The 17,420-nt window shown below is 59.2% G+C and carries 20 protein-coding genes; 19 read left to right on the plus strand and 1 reads right to left on the minus strand.

The features are described 5' to 3' along the window. Window positions 1-590: 590 nt before the first annotated feature. From HWX48_RS03325 to rpsQ, 15 genes are all read left to right on the plus strand, one after another. Complete coding sequence (locus HWX48_RS03325) at window positions 591-2,873, plus strand: prealbumin-like fold domain-containing protein (RefSeq protein WP_175954636.1); 2,283 nt, start codon at window positions 591-593, stop codon at window positions 2,871-2,873. Between the two features lie 170 nt (window positions 2,874-3,043). Further along, window positions 3,044-4,750 (plus strand): SpaH/EbpB family LPXTG-anchored major pilin, encoded by a 1,707-nt coding sequence (locus HWX48_RS03330; RefSeq protein ID WP_175954638.1) that lies wholly within the window; start codon window positions 3,044-3,046, stop codon window positions 4,748-4,750. Between the two features lie 262 nt (window positions 4,751-5,012). Next, the gene (locus HWX48_RS03335; RefSeq protein WP_175954640.1) at window positions 5,013-6,707 is read left to right on the plus strand and encodes a SpaH/EbpB family LPXTG-anchored major pilin; all 1,695 of its coding nucleotides are present in this window, start codon (window positions 5,013-5,015) and stop codon (window positions 6,705-6,707) included. 91 nt (window positions 6,708-6,798) lie between these two features. Then, window positions 6,799-7,755, plus strand: a complete 957-nt coding sequence (locus tag HWX48_RS03340) for a class C sortase (protein ID WP_254872938.1) — start codon at window positions 6,799-6,801, stop codon at window positions 7,753-7,755. Between the two features lie 545 nt (window positions 7,756-8,300). Then, window positions 8,301-8,609 carry a 30S ribosomal protein S10 gene (gene rpsJ / locus HWX48_RS03345; protein ID WP_003790631.1) on the plus strand — a complete coding sequence of 103 codons (309 nt, stop codon included), beginning with the start codon at window positions 8,301-8,303 and terminating at the stop codon, window positions 8,607-8,609. 11 nt (window positions 8,610-8,620) lie between these two features. Continuing rightward, on the plus strand, window positions 8,621-9,289 hold the full coding sequence (gene rplC / locus HWX48_RS03350) for a 50S ribosomal protein L3 (protein WP_175954642.1): 669 nt from the start codon (window positions 8,621-8,623) through the stop codon (window positions 9,287-9,289). A gap of 2 nt (window positions 9,290-9,291) precedes the next feature. Further along, window positions 9,292-9,936 carry a 50S ribosomal protein L4 gene (gene rplD / locus HWX48_RS03355; RefSeq protein ID WP_175954644.1) on the plus strand — a complete coding sequence of 215 codons (645 nt, stop codon included), beginning with the start codon at window positions 9,292-9,294 and terminating at the stop codon, window positions 9,934-9,936. Continuing rightward, window positions 9,933-10,238 (plus strand): 50S ribosomal protein L23, encoded by a 306-nt coding sequence (rplW, locus tag HWX48_RS03360; protein ID WP_124869531.1) that lies wholly within the window; start codon window positions 9,933-9,935, stop codon window positions 10,236-10,238. Before rplD ends, rplW begins: the two co-directional genes overlap by 4 nt. A gap of 27 nt (window positions 10,239-10,265) precedes the next feature. Next, entirely contained in the window at window positions 10,266-11,102 is an 837-nt protein-coding gene (rplB, locus tag HWX48_RS03365) for a 50S ribosomal protein L2 (protein WP_175954646.1), read from the plus strand. Window positions 11,103-11,118: 16 nt separating this feature from the next. Beyond that, a complete protein-coding gene (gene rpsS, locus HWX48_RS03370; RefSeq protein ID WP_175954648.1) occupies window positions 11,119-11,400 on the plus strand; it encodes a 30S ribosomal protein S19 in 282 nt (93 codons plus the stop codon). Window positions 11,401-11,432: 32 nt separating this feature from the next. Further along, window positions 11,433-11,804, plus strand: a complete 372-nt coding sequence (gene rplV, locus HWX48_RS03375; RefSeq protein WP_124869522.1) for a 50S ribosomal protein L22 — start codon at window positions 11,433-11,435, stop codon at window positions 11,802-11,804. Further along, on the plus strand, window positions 11,804-12,604 hold the full coding sequence (rpsC, locus tag HWX48_RS03380; protein WP_175954650.1) for a 30S ribosomal protein S3: 801 nt from the start codon (window positions 11,804-11,806) through the stop codon (window positions 12,602-12,604). Before rplV ends, rpsC begins: the two co-directional genes overlap by 1 nt. A 5-nt stretch (window positions 12,605-12,609) precedes the next feature. After that, a complete protein-coding gene (gene rplP / locus HWX48_RS03385) occupies window positions 12,610-13,029 on the plus strand; it encodes a 50S ribosomal protein L16 (protein WP_124869515.1) in 420 nt (139 codons plus the stop codon). Then, entirely contained in the window at window positions 13,029-13,262 is a 234-nt protein-coding gene (gene rpmC / locus HWX48_RS03390) for a 50S ribosomal protein L29 (protein ID WP_124869512.1), read from the plus strand. The genes rplP and rpmC overlap by 1 nt, the downstream gene beginning before the upstream one ends. 5 nt (window positions 13,263-13,267) lie before the next feature. Next, complete coding sequence (gene rpsQ / locus HWX48_RS03395) at window positions 13,268-13,537, plus strand: 30S ribosomal protein S17 (protein ID WP_175954652.1); 270 nt, start codon at window positions 13,268-13,270, stop codon at window positions 13,535-13,537. Window positions 13,538-14,206: 669 nt separating this feature from the next. Here rpsQ and HWX48_RS03400 read toward each other — a convergent pair. Further along, entirely contained in the window at window positions 14,207-15,325 is a 1,119-nt protein-coding gene (locus HWX48_RS03400; RefSeq protein WP_175954654.1) for a hypothetical protein, read from the minus strand. A gap of 545 nt (window positions 15,326-15,870) precedes the next feature. Between HWX48_RS03400 and rplN the strand changes: the two genes are divergently transcribed. From rplN to HWX48_RS03420, 4 genes are read left to right on the plus strand one after another with little or no spacing between them, the layout of a single operon-like run. After that, window positions 15,871-16,239 carry a 50S ribosomal protein L14 gene (rplN, locus tag HWX48_RS03405; RefSeq protein WP_124869504.1) on the plus strand — a complete coding sequence of 123 codons (369 nt, stop codon included), beginning with the start codon at window positions 15,871-15,873 and terminating at the stop codon, window positions 16,237-16,239. Beyond that, complete coding sequence (gene rplX, locus HWX48_RS03410) at window positions 16,239-16,667, plus strand: 50S ribosomal protein L24 (RefSeq protein WP_175954656.1); 429 nt, start codon at window positions 16,239-16,241, stop codon at window positions 16,665-16,667. Before rplN ends, rplX begins: the two co-directional genes overlap by 1 nt. A 1-nt stretch (window position 16,668) precedes the next feature. Beyond that, window positions 16,669-17,214, plus strand: coding sequence for a 50S ribosomal protein L5 (gene rplE, locus HWX48_RS03415; RefSeq protein WP_124869497.1), 546 nt, complete (start codon window positions 16,669-16,671; stop codon window positions 17,212-17,214). A 3-nt stretch (window positions 17,215-17,217) separates the two neighbouring features. Continuing rightward, window positions 17,218-17,403 carry a type Z 30S ribosomal protein S14 gene (locus HWX48_RS03420; RefSeq protein WP_124869494.1) on the plus strand — a complete coding sequence of 62 codons (186 nt, stop codon included), beginning with the start codon at window positions 17,218-17,220 and terminating at the stop codon, window positions 17,401-17,403. The last annotated feature ends 17 nt before the right edge of the window (window positions 17,404-17,420 follow it).

Consider the following 17,420-nt stretch of genomic DNA (forward strand, 5'->3'; position numbering starts at 1 on the left):
TCCGCAATGCGGGACATATGAATGCTCGGAATGGGGGGTTGCTGCCCCTCGCTGTCGTCCTGTTCAGCGTTCTTGCCTTTGTTGCGAGCATCTTGTTTGCGCTTCCCGCCCCCACCTACGCCGATTCAGTTCATACCGCTAATTTGGGTGAGAGTGATGCGGATGATCCTCAATCGTCGTTGCTTGACAGGCCCGCAAGCGAAGGCGAGATTGGCGAGAAGCAGGGTGATTTGGTGGGTGCTAATGCACCTGAACTACCCCTAATGGAAGAGTCCTTTTCGGATGATAGCGCTCAGACAGGCAGTGAGCGTGTTGACAATTCTGCTGCAACCGATTCCAAGGGTTCGTCCCAGCCAGATAGTGCGACTGATGATGAGAGGCCGACCCCGAGGAGTGGATTCCGACGGGCTGCAGCACTTACCGCATCAAGTTGTCTTAATGGCTCTGTATTCTCCATCCGGCATGATGGTACTCTCGTTGAAATACTTTCTTCAGGTAGAACCCGTGAGTTCCGAGCAGTTCCTACCGAGGATTGGCGCTATGGAAGTCATTACCCGTACCCTCCGCGAGAAGGTGATCTAGGAACTAGTGTGAATGCCCTCGGCATTGGAGCAAACGCCGAGGATATCTACGCAATTCGCCATTACGAATACCGTTATGATCCCTATGCCGAACTTGGCGAGTGGGACTATGTCATCTACAAATACGACCATGGCGCTAATCGTTGGGTCCGGCAAACGGCCCGCACGCAAAGCGGTCTCAACGTTCCCTATATTGCAGGCGCAGTACAGTTGAACACTGGAATGTTCTACTTCGGTACGTACGATGCGCCGGGTAACGTCAACACCGTGCGACAACTCCGATTCCGTCTTTATCGTTTCGATCCTCGTAATGGTAGTACGCAGTACTTGGGCTCCTTCGCTACGGGTAGACAGCTTGCGGCAGGTGAACCCTACAACAGTGCGGCCAATGGTGATATGGCCTTCGATGATCAGGGTAACCTCTTCGTTGTGCGCAGTGGTACTCGCTCCTATGGTTCGTCCATTAAAGAAACGAGTATTCACTCGATTACGGCAGACGCTCTCGCGCGAGCTAATGGCGGGAACATACCCGCTTCATCGACCGCTCCCATCAGGACAGATGAGAGCGTCAATGGAATTGCGTTTGACGCGCACGGTCGCCTCTACCTTGGAGATGCGACAACGGTGCGCCAGCATGATCCCATTGACTATGAGAATCTCGGTGTTTTCAAGAGTGGTCTGACTGGGAGCCGCGACCTTGCCTCCTGTGCCTCCCCAGCAACATTCCGTCTGCGAAAAAATGTGGAGGCCAGGCACGCAGCGGACGATCAGTTCGTCTTAAACCTCACCAAGAACGGTCCAGGTGGGAAGCAAACGGTGATTCCCTCAGTGACAACGACAGGTAATCGTGACGGTTTGCAGGCCGAGACGATTGGTGTGTTCCCGGTTCGTACTGGTACGCAGTACACCTTTAGTGAAAACATGGCGAGTAGCAGCCCCTCTGCCGCAGGTACTTATCGTTCTACGTGGCGTTGTGTAGATAAAAGTGCGCAAATCGCTGCGGGTGAGGGGCGTAGCGGCAGTGTTGTGATTCCTAACGCCCCGAGCGCTGAGGTGATCTGCACCTTCACGAATACCCCACTCAGCGGTAGCCTTGTGTGGGAAAAGGTTGATAGTGAGGAGCGGAACACGCGCCTGGCAGGCTCAGTCTGGACCATTAGTGGCCCCCTTGCCCGAGGGCGTTCGGGAACCGTGAAAGATTGCGTGGTGGCAAATGCCAGCCAGTGTCGCGCGGAGGATAACGACACTGACCCGCGTGCGGGGTACTTCAAGGTGGATAACCTTTACCTTGGTCGATACACCCTGAGGGAAACGACCCCGCCAAGTGGCTATGAGGGGACAACGCAGACTTTCACCCAGACACTTGACGCAGATAAGCAGCAGCGTTCCTTCGGGAAGATTGACAATAAGAGACTTGTTGCGCAGATTCAAGTGACGAAAGAAGTTCGCGATCCCTCCGGGGGAAAGGTGGCGAACGCTTCAGGGTGGACCATGTCCGTTGACCTGGCAACTCGACTCAATGGCACCTTGTCTCCGCTGAAGGACAGAAACAATCCGTGGTTTGGAAAGCACCAGGTGTCGGACGCATCTGGCGCAGTACCTGAGCAATGGACGGTGGCTTTCCCGAACTCCACGTCAACCCAGGATATTCGTATCACCGAGGCTCCTAAGCCCTCCAGCTATCAGGCTTCAATACGATGCACGAGCAATAAGCGCCAGCCCGTTGAGGCAGCAGGTAATGGGCTGAATATTGCTGCGGTGACTCCAGGCGAAAAGTTTTTATGTGTAGTGACCAATAAGCAGTTGCCAGGCAGCGTCGTATGGGAGAAAACTGATGCCTCGGGAACATACCTTTCTGGTTCGGAGTGGTCGGTAACGACAACTCAGCAAGGTGTCATTACTGTGAAAGACTGTGTGAGAGCAGGTGCATGCCAAAACGGCGGTGATCGTGACCCTCGGCCAGGCCGATTCCGCCTGGAGGGTCTGAAATGGCAAGAGGTCACCTTAGAAGAGACAGCCGCACCGCCGGGTTATCGGCGTAACACTGAAGTGCTGAGGCGAACAATTGGTGAGAACGCCCTACAAGCAAACTTTGGTCGAATCACGAATGAGACCGTCACTCTGCCCCTGCTTCCACTCACCGGTGGCATGGGAGCTGACAGCTTTCTCATGGCTGGTGCGGGCATTCTGATTCTTGCGGTCGGAGCAGCCTTGATGCGTCGTCTGCAACTCGCAGGAGTGAGCAGTCTTGCTACACAATCCCTGTATGGGGATAAGACAGAGAGGGGTTAAAATCAGATTTAATTTCTTTCCTGTCTTTGGAGGAGTGTTTTCTCAATCTTGAGTAAGTGGAGAACGCCTCTACACCCCCACATTCTTCCCGCTCTATAGCGGGCGGGCAACATCCCACAACACATGACTGTCACCCCGAAAACCTGAGGTGACGTTGCGAAAGGAAAATCATGAGCGCACATCCCCAATCTCTGGGGCGCCGCATCATGGCTATCGGTACTGCTGCGGCGCTGGCACTGACCGGCATCATTACCGCAGCAGGCATAGCCAACGCTCAAGAACACCGTCCCGAGTACGGAAATATCAATACCGCCCAGACGGGTTCTATCACCCTTCACAAGCGTGAGTCTGGCTCTCAAGGTGGAACCGTCGGTTCTGTCTTCGAGAAGACTGATGCGGGTCGCCCTGTCAAGGACGTTGAGTTCACCTACTACAAGATCAGCGGTCTGGATCTTACTAAGCCTCTCGACTGGGAGAAGTTGAGCAAACTTAAGGTCGCTGCTAATAGCTGCGATACGGCAAAGACCTCAAAGACGATCGGCGGGCACGCTCTTGAAGATGGCGTGAAATTCCCCTTGAAGACGGATGCAGCCGGTGATACCAAGGTTGATTCTCTGCGTATCGGCGCGTACCTGATCTGTGAAACTGACCGTCCTTCGACGGTTGTGAAGCCTGCTGCACCCTTCGTTGTCTCGGTTCCGACCTTTGACAACATCAAGGGCTGGGTCTACAACGTTCATGCCTATCCGAAGAATACTGTGCTTCATCCTGCCGTCAAGGATGTCCTTCCCGTAGAAAAGTATGGTATCCAAACCGACGATCAGGTGACCTTCACCATTACTGCCAAGGTTCCCCAGCTCTCCAAGGGTGATGATGGTCCCTCGGCTAAGGATGAGTACTTCAAGTACTTCGTCATCGGTGACTCCCTTGGCTCTGGCTACAGTGACGGGAAGATTACGAATGTCCAGCTCGCCAACGATGCCCAGGGCGGAAGCCCCAGTGTCATTGAGACCAGCAAGTACGACAAGGCTGATTCCACAACGCCTACGAATAATACGAAGCATTGGCTTTCTGTGACCTTCAATAAGGAAGGCCTTGCTTTCCTGCGTGATAACCCGAATAAGTACGTCATCGTCACCATGACTGCTAAGGTTGATAACCTTGCAGGAACTGGCGTGCTGCCCAACACGGGTTATGTCATCATGGACACCGTTATCACGGGCAAGCCGACTCCTCCGGATCAGCCGGAGACCCCTCCCTACACGCCTCCCACCGATCCGGGCAACCCTCCCACGAACACTCCTGATCGCGAAATTCCGATCCCTCCGTCCAATAAGGTGGTCACCACCTGGGGCGAAGCCAAGCTGAAGAAGCATTCGCAGGATGGTCAGGAAACCGGCCTTGAAGGCGCAATCTTCGAGGTCTACCACGCCCAGACTCAGGACGATAGTTGCAGCTCGAACGCGATTTCCACGACGAAGAGCGAGAAGATCACCGTCAATGGCGAGTCTCAGTTCACCTCAAATAATCAGGGCATCGTCACGGTTGCTGGCCTTTATGTCTCATCTGGTAAGGCCACAGGAAATGAAGACCCTGTTCCCACAGAGAGCCACCGCTGCTACATTCTCAAGGAAATCCAGGCGCCCCTTGGCTACGTCCTTCCCAAGGACACCGCCTCCCAGGTCGCCGTCAAGGTTGAGCCGGGCCTGATGGATCAGGTTACCGTGAACTTCCCCAACACCCCGGTCTCTGTTCCCGAACTGCCCATCACCGGTGCTTCTGGCACCGTGATCGCAACGGTCGTTGGCACCTCCTTGCTGCTCCTGGCTGTAGGCGCAGTGCTGGTGCGCCGCCGCCGCGAGGCCATTGAGGCCTGAACGAATACGTCGTGTCATCACACACCTGTGATGACCCGCTGAATCGGCAAGGGTGCTCTGGGACTCCGTGCGATTCCCAGAGCACCCTGCTCATTCACTCAAGAAACTTTGGAGTGCCAGCAGGCATCCTGCGGTATCTCTCGACTCCCTCCTCCTTTTCCCATCACACTGAGCCCGCAGCGCAACACCGTGATGTTAGCGCCACACTGTGCCCATAACATCACAGCGTGCCTACAGCGGGCAGCTCAAGAAGGCAAAGTCAATGAACAAATGGCTGCACATGAGGCGGCGTATGGTTGCGCTAGGCGCATCCATCGTTCTCATTGGTACCTCGGTAGTATCGGGCGTCAGCGCGCACGCCGCCGAAGGCGACCTCGGTAATATCAAAACTGACCGGACCGGCTCCATCACCCTGCACAAGCACGAATCCGGCACCCAAAATGCTGCCGGTCAGATCAACGGCGCAAACGCCAACTCAGTCGGTGGAGCAGGCGTTGCGGGCGTCACCTTCACCGCCTACCCCATCAGCAATGTCAACCTCACAACCAGTGCAGGCTGGCAAAAGCTCCACAACTTCCAAGTGCCAGCAAACGCCTGTGACGGCAATAGGCCCTCTATTGCTACGTTGACCTTCGGTGCAGCCAAGACCTTCCCCGAAACGCAGGCTGATGGTGCAACCGTGCTCAATCGTATGACTGTTGGCGCCTATCTGATCTGTGAGACTAATGCTCCAGATACTGTGAAAAAGAAGGCTGCCCCCTTCATTGTGACCCTGCCTCAGCCAGGTGCCACCCCAGGATCCTGGGTTTACGACATTCACGCCTTCCCGAAGAACACCGTTATTAACACTCCTGTCAAGTCCGTCAAGGTCACCGGTGTGGGTATCGGCGAACACGAGGACCAACGTCAAGTCTCCTTCGACATCCGCGTGAAAATCCCCAACCTGGCAAAGAACACCAGGGCCAACCCCCAAAGCGATGAGTTCTTCCGCTACTTCATCATTGGCGACTCCCTCGTTGCTGGCCACACGCGAGGCCAGGTGACGGCCGTCCGCCTCGCAAACTCCGATACTGAGGCAGGCAGCGATATTCCCGCCACTTATTACGAAGCTGACAACAATAGTGCCACCCGCCACTGGCTGAGTGTTTCCTTCCTGGAAGGACGGACCTCCAACACCAAAGGGCTGAGCTACCTGCGCGACAACGCTGGTAAATACGTTGTCGTCACCATCGCCGCCAACACCACCACCCTGCCCAGCGACGGTAAGCTGCCCAACACCGGTTACCTCATCGTGGATACCACCAAGGGCACTCAACCTCCCTACACGCAGCAGACCGGGCGTCCCTACAACCCGCCCACACAGGCAGGCGAGACTCCTACCAAGAAGAGTAACGAGCCCGACATTATTCCCACCAACAAGGTGGTCACCGCATGGGGGCGTGTGCAATTCACTAAGATCAGCGACGATACCCCCGGCACCCCGCTTCAGGGCGCTGAGTTCGAAATCTATGTGGCAGCTAACAATGGAGAAGCCTGCCTTCCCAACCCCACAGGCAATGCCATCAAGGTCAACGGCAAGACCCGCTTCACCTCGAATGAGCAGGGAATCGTTGAGATTCCTGGCCTGTTCGTTGCCTCCGCTGCAAGCAGCGGGCAAACCGACCCTCAGATCGGGGACGCTCACAAGTGTTATGTCCTCAAGGAAGTTGTCGCCCCGCTGGGCTACATCCTTCCCCCGGGTCAGGGTGCCTACACGCCGGTGAAAGTCGTGCCAGGCGCTACCTCCACTGGCAACGTCCAAAAGATTTCCAACCAGCGCGTCACCGTCCCTGAACTGCCCCTCACCGGTACCTCGGGCACCTTGATCGCCAGCACTGTCGGAACCGGACTCATACTTGCTTCCGTCGGAGCAGTGCTTGTGCGCCGCCGCCAACAAATGGCCGAGGGTGAAATCTAACGAGCACCCAAAGGTGTCTGCATGGGGTGGCGGACGCGAGTGAGAGTATCTCCTACGTCCGCCACTCCCTGATCATAAAAGGGGTTTAATTGTGGTTCACGCAGTCAAAGGCCGCCACATTGCGCGTCATCAACGCCAGCAGGAAGAATCGCCCGCATGGCGTTTTGACCCCTTCTCGCTTTTTCCTGCCACCTTGGCGTTGGTGGGCCTACTGGTTGTCTCTTACCCAACGGTTGCAAACTGGCTGTCGCAGTACAACCAATCTCAGATCATCTCCTCCTACGTCACTCAGGTCGAAACGGTGCGCCCAGCCGCACATGAGCAGCTCCTCAAGGCAGCCGAATACAATCGTGCGCTCTCCTCCGGTGCGATTCTGGAGGCGAATACGAACGTGCCAACAGGTGACGGTGACCTTGAGGATGACTCCCTTGACTACGCGCACATGCTCCGCGCCAACGACAGCGGACTCATGGGACGCATCCGTATCCCCAAAATCTACGTGGACCTGCCCGTCTACCACGGCACCTCGGATGAGACTCTCTTAGCAGGTGCCGGACACCTGCAGGGAACCTCCCTTCCCGTAGGCGGGGACTCAACGCGATCCGTCATCACCGCCCACCGTGGCCTCGCAAACGCCAAAATGTTCACCGACCTTGACGAGGTTGACGTCGGGGACACCTTCAGCGTTGAGGTGTTCAACGAGGTCTACACCTACAAGATTTTCGATAAAAAGGTTGTTGAACCCACGGAAACCGAAGCATTGCGCGTCGAGGCTGGACGTGACCTTGCCACCCTCGTCACCTGTACGCCCCTGGGGATTAACACCCACCGCATCCTTGTGACTGGTGAGCGGGTCCTGCCTACTCCGGCCAAGGATGTTGAGCAGGTGGGAAAGCGGCCTGAACTCCCATTCTTCCCCTGGTGGGCCATCTGGATTCCGGCGGGAATTGCCCTCATCGGCGTGTACATCTGGTGGGCGGGTCTACCCCGTTGCACAAAAAAGCGCGCATCAAAGGAGCGGTCACGAAAGTGCAGACCTGCACATTAAGAGCAAGTGCGCCGCACTCTGCACACTGCTACTTTAGGCGCCTCACATTCTGTGCGTGCGGCATCTTGCTTACGTGGCATTTCACCTAGGCGCCCCTTTGAGTCCTCTGAGTGTGCGACGAACCTCGTTGAGGCCACTACGTAGGTGGAGCTCAACATTCCGCGCCACGCGACGAGCCTCGACGCTGGGGGAGAAGCGCTGTGGCGAAGCTAATGTTGTCGCCGCGCGATGCTGGCCGCTACCGTTGACATGTCTAGTTATCAGACCCGCATCGTTAATGTCGGTGGACTCACACGATGAAAAGTCAAAGCGACTTGCGTTGGCAAGTGCCTATCTGACAGACTAGGACAGTTGCCCCGGAAGGGGCTTATCCAGAATCTTTCTGGGCCGGGCAAATTTGCCCTGGTTCTTTGGACAAGACAACGGTCCACCTCTCTCAGGATGGGAGGACCGCACAAGAGTGTGATTGCAGAGTGTTGTTAGCGCGTTGCGACACGCCCGAATGCGGGGACCGGTCGAAGCTGTACGAGAAGAGGTATGACGGCATGGCGGGACAGAAGATCCGCATCCGGCTTAAGTCCTATGACCACGAGGTCATCGACAGCTCCGCGCGCAAGATTGTGGACACCGTGCAGCGTGCCGGTGCCACCGTCGTGGGCCCGGTGCCGCTGCCGACCGAAAAGAATGTGTTTGTCGTCATTCGGTCGCCCCACAAGTACAAGGACAGCCGCGAACACTTCGAGATGCGCACACACAAGCGTCTCATCGACATCATCGACCCGACGCCCAAGGCTGTCGATTCGCTCATGCGTCTCGACCTACCTGCGGACGTCAACATCGAGATCAAGCTCTGAGGACATCTGCAATGACAACTAAGACCAAGCAGCTGGCTGGCACGCCCGTTAAGGCGCTGCTCGGCCGTAAGCTCGGCATGACCCAGGTATGGGATGCCGAAGGGCGCCTCGTGCCCCTGACCGTTGTGCAGGTGGACACCAATGTTGTGACCCAGCTCCGCACCGAAGAGGTCGACGGCTACACCGCCGTTCAGATCGGTTTCGGCGACATCCATGAGCGCAAGGTCACCAAGCCCCTCGCCGCCCACTTTGAAAAGGCAGGCGTAGCCCCCCGTCGTCACCTCACCGAGGTTCGCACCTCCGCCGCCGACTCCTACGAGCTCGGCCAGGAACTCGCAGCCGACCTCTTCGAAGCTGGCGAGCACGTTGACGTCTCCGGCAACACCAAGGGCAAGGGTTTCGCAGGTGTGATGAAGCGCCACGGCTTCGCCGGCGTTTCCGCCTCCCACGGTGCACACCGCAACCACCGCAAGCCCGGTTCCATCGGCGCCTGCGCCACCCCCGGACGCATCTTCAAGGGCCAGCGCATGGCCGGCCGCATGGGCGGCGTGCGTCGTACCGTCCAGAACCTGACCATTCAGGCTGTTGACGTCGAGAAGGGCCTGCTGCTCATCAGCGGCGCCATTCCCGGCCCCAAGAACGGCGTGGTCCTGGTTCGTACCGCTGTGAAGGGTGCGTGATCATGTCTGACGTCCGTACCGTTGACGTCCTTGACCTCAAGGGCAAGAAGGTCGACTCCGTCGAACTTCCCGCCGAGATCTTCGACGTCCCCACCAACATCCCCCTGATGCACCAGGTCGTCGTGGCCCAGCTGGCCGCTGCCCGTCAGGGCACCCACGCCACCAAGACCCGCGGCATGGTCGCCGGCGGCGGCAAGAAGCCTTACCGCCAGAAGGGCACGGGCAACGCCCGTCAGGGCTCCATCCGCGCACCCCAGTTCACTGGCGGTGGCACCGTGCATGGCCCTCAGCCTCGCGACTACTCGCAGCGCACCCCCAAGAAGATGATTCGTGGCGCACTGCTCTCCGCTCTGTCCGACCGCGCACGCGCTGGCCGCATCCACGTCGTTACCGCCCTCGTTGAAGGTGAAAAGCCCTCCACCAAGGCTGCACTTGCCTCCCTGCGTGCCCTCGTGGCTGACCGCAGCGCCCTCGTGGTCCTGGAGCGCAACGACGAACTGACCCTGCTCAGCCTGCGCAACGTCCCCGAGGCGCATGTCCTCTGGGTCGACCAGCTCAACACCTACGACGTCCTCGACGCCGACGATCTGGTCTTCACTCAGGATGCCCTCGCTACCTTCCTCGGAACCAAGGAGGAGACCAAGTGAGCACGATTGAAGCGGGCAAGAACCCCCGCGACATCATCCTGAAGCCGGTCGTCACCGAAAAGTCCTCCGTCCTCATGGACCAGGGCAAGTTCACCTTCGAGGTCGACCCCCGCGCGAACAAGACCGAAATCAAGATCGCCATCGAGGCCATCTTCGGTGTCAAGGTCGGTTCCATCGCTACCCAGAACCGCAAGGGCAAGACCTACCGCACCCGCACCGGCACCGGTAAGCGTAAGGACGTTAAGCGCGCCATCGTCACCCTGCGTGAAGGCACCATTGACGTCTTCGGCGAGCTGGCCTGAATCGGCGCTGGAGAGTAGAGGAACATTATGGGAATCCGCAAGTACAAGCCGACGACCCCGGGTCGTCGCGGCGCTAGCGTCTCCGACTTCGCCGAGATCACTCGTTCGGAGCCCGAGAAATCGCTAGTGCGCCCCCTGCACAAGACCGGTGGTCGTAACTCCAACGGTCGCGTCACCAGCCGTCACCGCGGTGGTGGCCACAAGCGCGCCTACCGCATGATCGACTTCCGTCGTCATGACAAGGACGGCGTGCCGGCAAAGGTCGCTCACATCGAGTACGACCCCAACCGCACCGCTCGCATCGCCCTCCTGCACTACGCAGATGGCGACAAGCGCTACATTCTGGCTCCCGCCAAGCTCGCTCAGGGCGACCGCGTCGAGGCTGGTCCCAACGCCGACATCAAGCCCGGCAACAACCTGCCCCTGCGCAACATCCCCCTCGGTACTGTGATTCACGCCGTTGAACTGCAGCCCGGCGGCGGTGCCAAGATCGCCCGCTCCGCAGGCTCCTCGGTGCAGCTCGTCGCAAAGGAAGGCCGCTTCGCTCAGCTGCGTATGCCCTCCGGCGAAATCCGCAACGTGGAAATCACCTGCCGCGCCACCGTTGGTGAGGTCGGTAACTCCGAGCACGCCAACATTAACTGGGGTAAGGCTGGCCGCTCCCGCTGGAAGGGCAAGCGTCCTCACGTTCGTGGTGTTGTCATGAACCCCGTGGATCACCCCCACGGTGGTGGTGAGGGCCGTACCTCCGGTGGCCGTCACCCCGTCAGCCCCTGGGGCAAGCCCGAGGGTCGTACCCGCCGTCCGAACAAGCCCAGCGATCGTATGATCGTGCGCCGTCGCCGCACCGGCAAGAAGCGCTGATTAGGGAGCTGAACAAATGCCACGTAGTTTGAAGAAGGGTCCCTTCGTCGACGCTCACCTGCTCAAGAAGGTTGACGCCGCGAACGAGACCGGCTCGAAGAACGTTATTAAGACCTGGTCGCGTCGCTCGGTCATCACCCCGGACTTCCTGGGTCTGACCTTCGCCGTTCACGACGGCCGCAAGCATGTGCCCGTTTTCGTCACCGAGTCGATGGTGGGCCACAAGCTCGGCGAGTTCGCACCTACGCGTACTTTCCGCAGCCACGACAAGGACGATCGTAAGGGACGTCGGCGCTGAGCCGGCCCTCAGAGAAGTAGAGGCAGGATTTCATGGAAGCCAAGGCGCAGGCGCGTTATGTCCGCGTCACGCCCCAGAAGGCTCGCCGCGTTGTGAACGAGATTCGCAACAAGGCCGCTCTGGAGGCCGCCGACATTCTGCGGTTCGCACCGCAGGCAGTTGCAACCGACGTCCGCAAGGTGCTGCTCAGCGCCGTGGCCAACGCAAAGGTCAAGGCAGAGCTCGCCGGCGAGACCTTCAACGAAGCAGACCTTCTGGTTCTGGAAACCTTCGTTGACGAAGGCCCCACGATGAAGCGTTTCCGTCCGCGTGCCCAGGGCCGCGCCGGACGCATCCTCAAGCGCACCAGCCACATCACCGTTGTGGTCGGCACCAAGGACGATAAGAAGAAGGGAGACCGGTAATGGGCCAGAAGGTAAACCCCACCGGGTTCCGCCTGGGAATCACCACCGATCACCGGTCTCGCTGGTTCTCCGACTCCAGCGCGAAGGGTCAGCGCTACGCTGACTACGTCGCCGAGGACGTCGCCATCCGCAAGACGCTCACCGAAACCCTCGAGCGCGCCGGTATCGCCAAGGTCGATATCGAGCGCACCCGTGACCGTGTGCGCGTTGATCTCCACACCGCTCGCCCCGGCATCGTCATCGGTCGCCGTGGCGCAGAGGCTGACCGCCTCCGCCAGAGCCTGGAGAAGCTCACCGGCAAGCAGGTGCAGCTGAACATCCTCGAGGTCAAGAACCCCGATCTGGAAGCTCAGCTCGTTGCTCAGGGCATCGCCGAGCAGCTCGCTGCACGCGTTTCCTTCCGCCGCGCAATGCGTAAGGGCATTCAGTCCGCGCAGCGTGCAGGCGCTAAGGGTATCCGTGTGCAGGTCTCCGGCCGCCTCGGTGGTGCTGAAATGAGCCGTTCCGAGTTCTACCGCGAGGGTCGCGTGCCGTTGCACACCCTGCGTGCGAACATCGACTACGGCTTCCACGAGGCACGTACCACCTTTGGTCGCATCGGCGTCAAGGTGTGGATCTACAAGGGTGATATCACCGAGCGTGAGTTCGCCCGTCAGCAGGCTGAGCAGAACAACCGCGGCGGTCGCCGTGGTGAGCGTCGCAACCCCCGTCGTGGTGGCGGCCGCCCCGCTCAGCAGGACAACGCCCAGTCGCAGGCCGCACAGGCTCCCGCGGCTGCTGAAACCGGAACGGAGGCCTGAGCCCAATGCTCATTCCTCGTCGTACTAAGTGGCGCCGCCAGCACCGTCCGCACCGCACTGGTGTGGCCTCCGGCGGAACCGAACTGGCATTCGGCCAGTACGGCATCCAGGCTCTCGAGCCCGCTTACATCACCAACCGTCAGATTGAAGCAGCTCGTATTGCCATGACCCGTCACGTCAAGCGTGGCGGCAAGGTGTGGATCAACATCTTCCCGGACCGCCCCCTGACCAAGAAGCCGGCTGAAACCCGTATGGGTTCCGGTAAGGGTGCTGTGGAATGGTGGGTTGCTCCCGTCAAGCCTGGTCGTATCATGTTCGAGCTGGCCGGCGTGCCTGAACCCCTCGCTCGCGAGGCCATGCGCCGTGCTATGCACAAGCTTCCTATGAAGACCCGTTTCGTGGTCCGCGAGGGTGGTGACATCTGATGGCTAAGAAGGGTCTGACCACCGCCGATCTCGATGCCATGGATAACGCGCAGTTGTCCAAGGAACTCGAGAAGGCTAAGGCCGAGCTGTTCAACCTGCGTTTCTCGCAGGCCGTTGGCTCGCTTGAAGATCACGGCCGCATGAAGACCGTGCGCCGCGACATTGCCCGTATCTACACCGTTGCGCGCGAGAGGGAGCTTGGCTTCCGTACCGCCCCTAGCACCAAGGAGTGAGTCGAGTGTCTGAGACCACCAATGCACGCAACGACCGCAAGGTCCGTCGTGGCTACGTTGTGAGCGACAAGATGGACAAGACCGTCGTCGTCGAGATCGAGGACCGTGTCAAGCACGCCCTCTACGGCAAGGTCATGCGTAAGTCCAAGAAGTTCAAGGTTCACGACGAGGCAAATGAATGCCACGTTGGCGACCTCGTCCTCATCATGGAAACCCGCCCGCTCTCCGCTACCAAGCGCTGGCGCGTGGTGGAGATCCTCGAACGCGCGAAGTGATCGAGAGTCTCTGACTTCCAGGTTTATGGCTATGGCCCCTCTCCTCGGAGAGGGGCCATAGCCTTTTCTGTTAGTTTCTGGGGCCGCAGCCTTTTCTGCCTCTCTTCCCCGTCGGCCGCGCCCTCCCCAACTTTTCACACTGCGTTGCAGTTTCCACACCGCATAGGCCCCTGAAACTACAACATCCCTCCCATAGTCGACTGCCTGTGCCTGTACCCCTGGCCCTCGGTCCCAGCCCTGGCCCTGGCCCTCGGCCTCGCCTCAACCTCAGCCCCGGCCCAGCGCCAGCCTCGCCCTTCCCCAACTTTTCACACTGCGTTGCAGTTTCCACACCGCATAGCCCCCTGAAACTACAACATCCCTCCCATAGTCGACTGCCTGTGCCTGTACCCCTGGCCCTCGGTCCCAGCCTGCCTCTGGCCATCGGCCTCGCCCCTCGGCCTCGCCTCAACCTCAGCCCCGGCCCAGCGCCAGCCTCGCCCTTCCCCAACTTTTCACACTGCGTTGCAGTTTCCACACCGCATAGCCCCCTGAAACTACAACGCCCCTCCCATAAGGAGGGGCGTGCAGTGAAGGTGCGCTCTGGAGAAGGCCAGAAAGGGGGCAATCTGCCAATAGGACGATCAGGGCGTGCCTGAGCGTTTGGATGAGCCGCTTCGCGGGAGGCGCTCAGCGATAGTCGGTGAGGAGCCAATGTTGAGGCGCCCGCGAGTGGAATACCTCAGGAGCAACACTTCTCAGATGGGCAAAGAGTTCGGGAGGAGGGCCGAATACTTGCGACGCGGTAAGGTGAAGGACTTTCCAGCCCTGAGCACTCAGTTGATTATCCCGCATCAGGAGGTCATTGAGATTGTCCTTAATCTGACGATGTTGTTGGCCAAGTTTGGCAACGCCTTCGATCTCGATGAGCACGCGGATATCAGGAAAGAAAAAATCTGCGAAGTACAGGTGCTCGCCGAAGGAGAATTCAACCTGCGTCTGCCATGGCACGGCATTAAAGGTGTATAGGAACCACAGGAATGTGGATTCGGCGATCGATTCGCATGCTGGATCACACATTTGTAGGAGTGTGAGCGCCCTGCGCTTCTTGAATGAAGATGGCACAGCACTAATCGCGTCAGCCCAATCCTCGCGAAGCTGCTCCGCACGCCGCATGCTTTCGTCCTTATTCCAACGGTCGTAAGTGCTGGCGTGCCTCATGAGCAGACTCACTTCGGCGACCGCCTCGACCGGCGGAGCGGAACACAGGATATCCCGCGCGGTCTGACGAATGCTGCTTACCGGCATTCCCGCGATGTAGTCGGGTGGATCATCCACCGTGTGATCCTCGTGAGTAATGACCTTTGCCCACGGAATGTCGACCCCACTCTCCAGCGAGATTGCGGGATAGCGTGGCCGTTTACCTGGGCGTCGGTGTGTCCGACGCTCATGAATATGGAGGGGCGAGCGCTTGAGGGGGAGGCCCCGCAGAAGCAACGAAGACTGGTGGCTGAATACTAGGAGGCGTTCGGTGCGGACGGCATGCACGTAGTGTCTGAAAAGTGCAAGATCGCGCCTTTGCTTCCAGTGTGGTGCGGAACTATCGAGATGCTCCTTGGGAAGATAGAACCCGCGCGTGAGGGCGTAGAAGTTACCAGATTCGATGTCGCGGCGGAAGACCGGGTGGTTGTCGCGGTTTGTTATGACGACCTGACTGAGGATGGATTCTAGGTTGGGACCCTCAGGAGTAGGAAGCAGCATGGCATCCTGCCGAGTGCTCTCGTAGGTGGATGGGGGTGTGGGATTCATATTCGGCGCGCTCCTTTGACGTTGTGTAGTCCCCACTGTTGCGCTCGCGAGCCCGGAAAGCACATCAGGATCGATGCCCTGTGGATAAGCGAGGTCGAGCGGGGGGACCTGTGGATAACCTTCCAGGGGCACAAGAACAGGGGAGGGGTGTTGCAGTTTGTGGGGGTTATGCGGTGTGGAAACTGCAACGCGGTGTGGAAAGTGTGGCGAGGGCGGGGGCGAGGGAAGCTGCTGAGCTAAGCCGGTGAGGAAGCGCACAGCGCCTGCGATTACCGGCTACTTTCGCGAAACTCAGCCGATAGCGTAGGATAAGGAAGTTGCAGTCTCACGCGTACGCTTGGCATTGGAGTAACTCACCAGCCCAAGTAGCTGAGGCTCGGCTTTCTTCATGCAGAGACCTAGCACCCTGACGGTGTGCTCGAGTCTGCTTGATGAGAGAACAAGATGCGCAACAAGCGTTGCGTGTTGTCCGTACATGTTCGGCTAGGCTCGCGGGCGGTGTCCCGCCCGCAGAGAACCGGCTCGACGACAGGAGTCACTGAAAAATGATCCAGCAGGAGTCGCGACTGAAGGTCGCCGACAACACCGGTGCCAAGGAGATCTTGACCATCCGTGTTCTCGGCGGCTCGGGTCGGCGCTACGCGGGTATTGGCGACACGATTGTCGCCACCGTGAAGGACGCCATCCCCGGCGGCAACGTCAAGAAGGGAGACGTCGTTAAGGCGGTTGTTGTGCGTACGCGCAAGGAAACCCGCCGTCCCGACGGTTCCTACATCCGTTTCGACGAAAACGCAGCTGTCATCCTCAAGAATGACGGCGAACCTCGCGGAACCCGCATCTTCGGCCCCGTTGGCCGCGAGCTGCGCGACAAGAAGTTCATGCGTATCGTCTCTCTCGCTCCGGAGGTGATCTGATGGCAGCGAAGATCCGTAAGGGTGACCTCGTAGAGGTTGTGCGCGGCCGCACCGCTGACGAGCAGAAGCTCGCCGAGCGCAACGCTCGCCGCGAAGCTGAAGGCCTCGAGCCCCTCAAGCCCGGTGATAAGGGCAAGCAGGGTCGCGTCATCAAGGTCTTCCCCGCAGAGGAAAAGGTCCTCGTTGAGGGCGTGAACCTCAAGACCCGCCACGTCCGTCAGGGCCCCAACCAGGCCGGCGGCATCGAGACTGTGGAAGCCCCCATCTCGCTGTCCAAGGTTGCACTGGTTGACCCCGACACCAAGCAGCGCGTCCGCGTTGGCTTCCGTGAGGACACCGTTGAGCGCGACGGCCGCACCCGCACCGTCCGCGTTCGCGTGACCCGCGGTGGCGCCAAGCGTGGCATCGAGCAGGGCAAGGAGATCTGAGATGGCCCCGCGTTTGAAGGAAAAGTACAACTCCGAGATCCGCGATGCCCTTCGCAAGGAGTTCGAGCACGCAAACATCATGGAAGTTGGCGGTCTGACCAAGATCGTCGTCAACATGGGCGTTGGCGAGGCTGCTCGCGATTCGAAGGCACTCGAGGGTGCAATCCGCGACCTTACCGCTATCACCGGCCAGAAGCCCTACGTCACCAAGGCTCGCAAGTCCATCGCTCAGTTCAAGCTGCGTGAAGGCCAGGCCATTGGCGCGCACGTCACCCTGCGTGGCGACCGCATGTGGGAATTCCTCGACCGTCTTCTCTCCACCGCACTGCCTCGTATCCGCGACTTCCGTGGCCTCTCGGCCAAGCAGTTCGACGGTCATGGCAACTACACCTTCGGTCTGACGGAACAGTCCATGTTCCACGAGATCGACCAGGACTCGATTGACCGAGTGCGCGGCATGGATATCACGGTCGTCACCTCGGCCTCCACCGACGAAGAGGGCCGGGCCCTCCTGCGTCACCTCGGCTTCCCCTTCAAGGAGGACTGATCCATGGCCAAGACGTCCCTCAAGATCAAGGCCGCCCGTACCCCCAAGTTCGGTGTGCGTGCCTACACTCGATGCAACCGTTGCGGTCGTCCGCGTTCGGTGTACCGTAAGTTCGGACTGTGCCGCGTCTGCCTGCGCGAACTCGCCCTCCGTGGTGAGCTCCCGGGCGTGACCAAGAGCAGCTGGTAAACACTGACGTCGTAGGT

The organism is Schaalia sp. Marseille-Q2122, from assembly GCF_903645355.1.
Taxonomy (GTDB): domain Bacteria; phylum Actinomycetota; class Actinomycetes; order Actinomycetales; family Actinomycetaceae; genus Pauljensenia.